Origin of the sequence: Halogeometricum sp. CBA1124 (assembly GCF_009741955.1) — an archaeon.
GTDB classification, from domain to species: Archaea; Halobacteriota; Halobacteria; order Halobacteriales; family Haloferacaceae; genus Halogeometricum; species Halogeometricum rufum.
The window spans coordinates 1-6,591 of record NZ_WPCD01000206.1 but is presented as its reverse complement, the minus strand read 5'-3'; the positions used below and the strand labels follow the sequence as shown (position 1 = coordinate 6,591).

General features: G+C 70.3%; 7 protein-coding genes. 1 reads left to right on the top strand and 6 read right to left on the bottom strand.

Translation table 11 applies throughout. The annotated features are described in order from the left end of the window. Positions 1-569, top strand: a 569-nt coding sequence (locus tag GJ632_RS22420; RefSeq protein ID WP_197428079.1) for a hypothetical protein, incomplete at its 5' end; no start/stop codon positions are given. Positions 570-654: 85 nt separating this feature from the next. Here GJ632_RS22420 and GJ632_RS18160 read toward each other — a convergent pair. From GJ632_RS18160 to GJ632_RS18135, 6 genes are all read right to left on the bottom strand, one after another. Continuing rightward, positions 655-2,427, bottom strand: a complete 1,773-nt coding sequence (locus tag GJ632_RS18160) for a PH domain-containing protein (RefSeq protein ID WP_191453682.1) — start codon at positions 2,425-2,427, stop codon at positions 655-657. Beyond that, the gene (locus GJ632_RS18155) at positions 2,427-2,894 is read right to left on the bottom strand and encodes a PH domain-containing protein (RefSeq protein WP_089805863.1); all 468 of its coding nucleotides are present in this window, start codon (positions 2,892-2,894) and stop codon (positions 2,427-2,429) included. Before GJ632_RS18155 ends, GJ632_RS18160 begins: the two co-directional genes overlap by 1 nt. 162 nt (positions 2,895-3,056) lie before the next feature. After that, positions 3,057-4,847: a metallophosphoesterase gene (locus tag GJ632_RS24225; RefSeq protein WP_231751666.1), complete on the bottom strand. Its 1,791-nt coding sequence runs from the start codon at positions 4,845-4,847 to the stop codon at positions 3,057-3,059. Then, entirely contained in the window at positions 4,844-4,972 is a 129-nt protein-coding gene (locus GJ632_RS24875) for a hypothetical protein (RefSeq protein WP_255473602.1), read from the bottom strand. Before GJ632_RS24875 ends, GJ632_RS24225 begins: the two co-directional genes overlap by 4 nt. 97 nt (positions 4,973-5,069) lie before the next feature. Continuing rightward, a complete protein-coding gene (locus GJ632_RS18140) occupies positions 5,070-5,528 on the bottom strand; it encodes a CopD family protein (RefSeq protein WP_191453680.1) in 459 nt (152 codons plus the stop codon). Between the two features lie 158 nt (positions 5,529-5,686). Then, entirely contained in the window at positions 5,687-6,400 is a 714-nt protein-coding gene (locus GJ632_RS18135) for a YqjF family protein (RefSeq protein ID WP_191453679.1), read from the bottom strand. Positions 6,401-6,591: the final 191 nt, after the last annotated feature.

Sequence of the window (6,591 nt, the reverse complement as noted above, 5' to 3'; positions counted from 1 at the left end):
TGACGCTGCTCAGTCTGGCGTGGGCCGTCGCGTCCCTCCCGCTCGTGACCATCGGTCCGGCGACGCTCGCGGCGTACGTCGCGATTCGCGGCCTCCGGAGCGACCGGAACGCGGTGGACTGGAACCGCATCCGCACGACCCTGCGTCGCAACGGCATCGCGAGCGCCGTCTTCAGCGGCGTCCCCGTCGTGTTCGGTGCCGTGGCGGTGACCTACGGACTCACCGCCCTCCGACAGGGGTCGTTGGCCGGCGAAGTCGTCGCGCTGGTTGCCGGCTACGCCGCGCTGTACGTCGCGCTCGCGCTGATACCGACGTTCGTGGCGCTCTCCGAGGGGACTGAACCGGTCGCCGCGCTCCGGTACGGCGTCGGGTGGCTCGCGAGGCACCCGACGGCTGCGCTGTCGATGGGGCTCCTGACCGTCGCCGTTCTGGCGGTGTGCCTGCTGTTGACCGTCGGATTCGCCCTGCTGTTCGCCGGCCTCGCGTTCTCCCTGCACGTCGCCGTCGTTGAAGCGGTCGACGACGCGGCCGCGGCCACCGAGTCGGCCCCCGACGCGGTCCCGCAGTAACCGGTCCTCGCGCTTCGAGAGACGCTTCGGACGACCCGCTCCGACGCCCGCCGCGTTCTCGGCCGTCGGGACGGACGGTTCGGGTTCACTGTCTCTCCTCGCCGTCGCCGTCGTCGCTCGTCTCGCCCCAGACGAACGGGTCCGCGTCGTCCTCTTCTTCGGCGGTGGCTGTCGTTTCGGCGTCGCTCCCGTCGGCGTCGTCGTCGGTGTTACTCCCGGCGACGCCGGTGTCGCCGGTCACGGGTGACTCGCCGGAGTCTCGCTCGCCTCCCGACTCCCTGCCGTCGTCGCCTTCCGGCGTCGTGCGGTCGCTAGACGACCGCTCGCCGTCTTCGTCCACCGACTCCGTCACGGACACCTCGTCGGCCATCCCGATGCCGACGCGCCCCCGTCGGTACTCCGCCACGGCGACGTGGAGTCGCGACTCCAGTTCCGCGCGGAGTTCGTCGGCGTCCGCGGCGTCGATGTCGACGGCGGCGGCGTCCTGTCCACCCAGCGAGAGCGACCCCGCGGTGTCGACGGTGACGGTGGCCAGACGGAGGCGACGCTGGAATATCGTCCGGGTGTCGATGACCGTCTGGATGCGGTAGTACGGCACCACCTTCGTCTCGCGCCGGAGGAATCCGTTGCGGGTGACGACGTGGTTCTCGCCCAGCCACAGGCCGCGGTGCTTCCACTTGTAGTGTGCTCCGACGGCCGCGACGGGGAGGAGCGCCAGCGGTGCGTACCACGGGGTGCCGAGGCCGAGAACCGCGTTCGCGGCGTACAGGGCGGCCGTCGCCGCGCCGACGACGATGCTGTACCGGCCGAAATAGCGCCGACGGGTGCGCTTCGGCGGCCGGCGGAACTCGGGCGTGCCGACGGGTTCGATGTCGTTCACGAGGCGTTCGACGCGTTCGCGGCGGGCGATGGGGACGGCCGCCTCGGACCCGCGCGAGGAGGAGTCGCCCTGCCCCGGCGCGTACCCCGCCGTCTCGACGAGGAGCGTGGCGTAGCCCGTCCACCGCTTCAGCGGGTTGTCCTCTATCGTCAGCGTCTGCACCTTGTCGAACGGAATCGACCCGTCGTACCGCTGGAGCAGGCCGCGTTCGTACTGGAGTTCGTCGGCCGACCGGACCAGTCGGAAGTCGTAGTAGTTCACGACGGCGACGGCCGCACCGGCCACCCACGAGACGAGGACGGCGAGGAAGACGAGGACGAACACGCCGAGGACGACGACGAATGGGCCCATGCTCGCGGGGAAGAACGAGGTGACGACGGTGAGCGAACCCGAGAAGAGGACGAACAGGATGCCGGGCACGCGGAAGTCGAACGAGAGCGCGCCGAGGATGCCGAGTTCGCGCCCTTCCAGTTCGAACAGCAGTTCGGAGGCCGGTTCGGCCGCCTCCTCGCCGGCCGCCTCGCCGCGTTTCAGCCGGCCGAGTTCTCGCTGGAGTCGCTTGGCCTCCTCGAACGAGACGAACCGGAGTCGCGCCTCCGTCTGCCCCCCACCGGCCGTCTCGAAGGAGACGGCGGCGATACCCATGGCTCGCTGGACGACGTTGCGCGAGATGTCCACGTTCTGGATGCGTCGGAGGGGAATCTCGCGGTTCCGGCGGGCGAAGACGCCCGACTCGATGTCGAACGTGTCCGCCGTGAGTTCGTAGGTGAACCGGCGGTAGTGGGCGAACTCGTAGGCGACGAAGACGATGGCGACGAGGCTCGCCAGTCCGAGGAGGACCAGCGGACCGGCGATGCCGACGACGGGGAGGCTGAACCCGCCGGTGGCGAGGGCGAACGCGAGGGCGGCGATGATGCTCCCCCCTCGCTGGAGGACGCGGTAGGGAACCGAGAGCGGGGAGAGGTGCTGGGCGACCATCAGACGGCGTCTTCGCCCTCCGACCGGATGGCGAGGCGCTTCAGTCGTTCGCGGAGGTCGTCCGCGCCGTCGGCGGTGAGTCCCGGCACCGACACGTCCGCGCCGCGCGACCCGGCGGTGTAGACGACGGTGCTCGCCAGTCCGACCAGACGCTCTACCGGACCGCGCGAGGAGTCGACGTGCTGGATACGGACGAACGGCACGACGGTCCGAACGCGCGTGAAGACGCCGCGTTCGAGGTACAGCGAGTCGTCGCGCACCTCGTAGCGCCACGAGCGGTAGCGGGCGACGGCGACGGTGGCGCCGAAGACGAACACGGCGGCTGCGGCGGCGTACGGGCTCCACGACGGGAGGAACGGCGGGGAGACGAACGTGACGACGGCGAACAGCACCGCGCCGACGACGAGTGCACTCAGGGCCGCACTCCCGACCCAGAGCAGTTGGACGCGCGGGTCGAGCCGGTTCATCGGTGGCGGCGGGCGGAGACGGTCGACGGACGTGACGCCGGAGTGGAGCGGAGTAGCTTCATGGTAGGGTCGTTCTCCGCCGGTGATAAATAGGTGTGGCCACGCGACCGCGGTTCGGTGTGGGGGGTCGACGGAGCGGACCGGCGGCCGCCGCCGGCGAGTTCACAGCGACGCGATCAGGTGGGAGTCGACACGTCGGAGTGCCGTCTCGACCACGTCGCGGAGGCGGCCGAGGGCGTCCAGCGCGGGGTACTCGACGGGGAGCGGCGCGTACAGGTAGGCGGTCACGTCGGGGACGTACCCCGTGAGTCGTTTGCGGTGGGTCTGCAGCGTCGCCTGCCGGTCGGCGGCCACCTCGTCCAGTCGGTCACGGACCGCGACCACCGACTCGCGGAGGCGGGCGAGTTCCGCGAACGACCGGTCCGACAGGGGCGTGTCGTCCAGCGACCGGAGCGTCTCCTCGGCCGACTCGACGGCCGTTCGCACCGCCGCAATCGACTCGGACTCCCCGTCGAGCAGCGAGCAGAACTCGTTTCGCTCGTCCATCGCCGCCGTCGCCCCGGCGACGAGCGCCTGTCGGAGGTTCGGCGTGAGCGCCCCCGTTCCCGCTCCGGTCAGCGCCGCGGCGATGTCGTCGCCGAACTCGGCGGCCACGCTCTCCTCGTACTCGTCGCCGTACTCCTCCTCGTAGTGGGGAACCGCCATCACGGTCCGCTCGTACTCGCGTCGAATCGCGGTGAGCGACGGTGACGCGCCGGACTGCCCGAGCGTCTTCGTCGCCAGCGGACCGCCGGTCCGACCGCCGGCGGCGGTGGGGTGAACGTCCGTGACGGCCGAGCGGAACGCGCGGAACGCCTGGAGTTCGTCCACGGAGCGTCGACGCTCCCGCCGTATCAGTTGCGCCGCGTCCGCGAGTGCGTCTCGACTACCGCCATCGAACCGCCCCCGGCACGTCGGCGCCGACGTCGCGCGCGCGTCCGTCGCCCACTCGCACTCGTCCACGAGGGGGAAGTCCGTGAGGACGCCCCGGTCGGCGTGCGCGGCGATGCTCTGTCCGTGCGCGTTGCCGTTTCGCGCCAACAAGTGCGCCTCGGCCATCCCGTTCGGGCCGGCGAGCGGGACCATCCGTATCTCCGTGCCGAGGGGGCCGACGTCCATCAGCAGCGCGGCCTGCGGGAACGAGCACGTCGCGGGGGCGATGACCTCGCGGACGCCGTCCCGGCGTGCGGTCGCGGGCCAGTGGATGTGTCCCGAGAGGACGAGCGACGCGCCGCCCCGGGAGAGCGTCTCGACCATCCGGTCGGCGTCTCTGAGCTGGTAGAAGTCGCCGTCGGCGAACTGGCCGGTGTGTTCGCGCGGGTGGAACACGTTGTGGTGCATCGCGACGATTGGCGTCTCCGCCGCGGCCAGTTTCTCGTCCAACCATGCGCGGTGCGCCTCGGGGACGAGTCCCTCGTGGGAGTCGTACAGTTCGCCGTCGCCGCTGGCGCTGTCCAGACCGAGAACGTCTACGCCGCCGACGCTCACGTGGAACGGAAATTCGCCGCGGGCGTAGCGCTCGCCGAACGCCGTCGGGGACGGCGTCTCGTAGTCGTCCCACTTCTTCGGAACGTCGTGGTTGCCGGGCACGGAGCAGAACGGCGCGTCCAGGCCGGCGAGGAGTTCGTCCGCGCAGTCGAACTCCTCGGGCCGGCCGTCCCTCGTCAGGTCGCCCAGACCGAGCGTCGCGTCCACGTTCAGGTCGTTGATGGCGTCGACGGCCGCCCGGAGGCGCGTCTCGGTCCGGTGGTACGCTTTCCACGTCCCCGTCGCCGTCGGCGTGAGATGGGGGTCGGAGACGACGGCGATTCGCGTCCGGGTGTGGGAGGCGGGCCGTCGAAGGCGCGCGAGGAGCGGACCTGCGTCCCGGCCGGCCGGACGCCGGCCGGTCGCGTCGTCGAACCGGCCGGTCATCGTTCGACGGTGCGGGTGACTGTTCCCAGCGCCGTGTCTCGATGGACGACGATGCGTCCGTCTCGCGCGCAGAACTCGATGGTCAGCGGGGCGTCTTCGTCGGCGGTGTGGTCCGTCCCTGGCATCTCGTCCGACGGTGCGACCGCTCTCGGAAATAAAAATATCGAACAGATATATATTCTGTGCTATACTTCTATATCTTCTCGGTATCTCTCGGTAGTCTCAATAGAGGGCGACGTCGGAGGCGAGGAGGCCGGCGTTCACGAGGAGGAGGACGCCGACGACGGCCGCCGCGCGGAAGACGCCCATCGCGTTCCGTGCGGGCGACCGGACGCGCTTCTCCTGCAGGCCCTCGACGAGGCGGCTCCGGCCGATTTCGACGAGTGCGGAGAGCACCAGCCACAGGAAGAGCATCGCGAGGACGAGGTGGCCGCGACTGGAGTTCAGGAGCAAGTCGAACGTGTAGCCGGTGCCGGCCATGTGGCCGCCGGTGAGGAACATCACGACGGACGCGGCGCGGGACCCGTAGACGAGTCTGTCGGCGAACGTCTCTAACGGCGCGGCGTCGAGTGACCCGTCGAGTGCGGCGGGCAACACGACGCCGGCGACGAACACGACGCTTCCGACCCAGAGCGCTCCGGTGAGAACGTGCAACGTGGTCATCACGGTGTCGAGTACCATATCCTCCCCTGCGTCCGTCGTCGCTTGAAACCCGGCGGTTTCGCTCCGTCGTCGTCGGGTTCGAACGGGTACGGTGAGACGGTCGAAGCTACGTTCGAGGAGATGGCCGTGGAGACGGGTCGGGACTGAGTCCGCGACGCAGTCACCGTCGCGCGCCGTCAGTCTCCGACCCGGTGGATGCGGCCGGCGGTCACGTCCGTCCCGGGTGAGTAGTGCAGGACCGGGTCGCCGGCCGGTCGGTCGAACCCGTTGGCAGCGAACAGCGTGTTCGACCGGAGGTCGGCCGTCGCCTCCCGCAACGGCCACGGCGGGTGCGCGATGTCGCCGTAGTAGAGGCGGCGGCCGGCCGTGTAGAAGCGGTAGTTCTCCGTCAGGAAGTGTTCGAGCGTGCCGGGGTCCGGGACGAACGTCTCGCCGACGGGTTCGTACGTCGCGTCGAAGTGCGCCGGCGACGCGCCGCGGTGCGTGCGGTGACTGACGAACTCGACGGCGTCGCCGTCGGTCCGGACGCGCATCTCCGCCCGGTAGTACGGCAGGGCGAACAGCCACCGCGCGACGGGGACGCCGACTCTGTCGTCGGCGTCGAGGTTGAAGAAGAACACCGCGTGGTCGTCCGCGCCCGGTCGTTCCACGTACGTCCGGAGGTTCAACTCCGGGAAGGAGAGCCCGAACGGCGCGCCGCGCGGGCGGATGTCCTCCATCACGAAGGCGACGACGCCCAACCACGCCCGGCCGTCGTACGTCGCGACGTCCAGTCCGGCGGGGAGGCGGTCGGCCACCGTCTCCGGAGGGACGTCCCAGTGGGCGAACAGGGCGTCGCGCCACCGCATCTGCAACAGGTCGCCGTCGAGGAGGGCGTCTCCAGAGCGCATGTTCGACGGTCAGGACCGCGCGCACTTGCCCCTTTCTCCGTCGCCGTCTCGTCGTCCTCTCGTATCTCGCCGCTCTCGTCGCTTTCACCGCTCCCGTCTGCTAGGGTCCTCGACACCCCCTCAGTCGAGGACGGCCGCGGCGACGTCGTGGAGGGCCGTCGCCGTCTCCTCGTCCGTCGCGCCGACGTAGA

Bases quoted from the DNA above. Each gene is read 5' to 3' on its own strand.
- GJ632_RS18160 (WP_191453682.1), bottom strand. From the start codon at position 2,427: ATGGTCGCCCAGCACCTCTCCCCGCTCTCGGTTCCCTACCGCGTCCTC.
- GJ632_RS18155 (WP_089805863.1), bottom strand. From the start codon at position 2,894: ATGAACCGGCTCGACCCGCGCGTCCAACTGCTCTGGGTCGGGAGTGCG.
- GJ632_RS24875 (WP_255473602.1), bottom strand. From the start codon at position 4,972: ATGCCAGGGACGGACCACACCGCCGACGAAGACGCCCCGCTGACCATC.
- GJ632_RS18135 (WP_191453679.1), bottom strand. From the start codon at position 6,400: ATGCGCTCTGGAGACGCCCTCCTCGACGGCGACCTGTTGCAGATGCGG.
- GJ632_RS24225 (WP_231751666.1), bottom strand. From the start codon at position 4,847: ATGACCGGCCGGTTCGACGACGCGACCGGCCGGCGTCCGGCCGGCCGG.
- GJ632_RS18140 (WP_191453680.1), bottom strand. From the start codon at position 5,528: ATGGTACTCGACACCGTGATGACCACGTTGCACGTTCTCACCGGAGCG.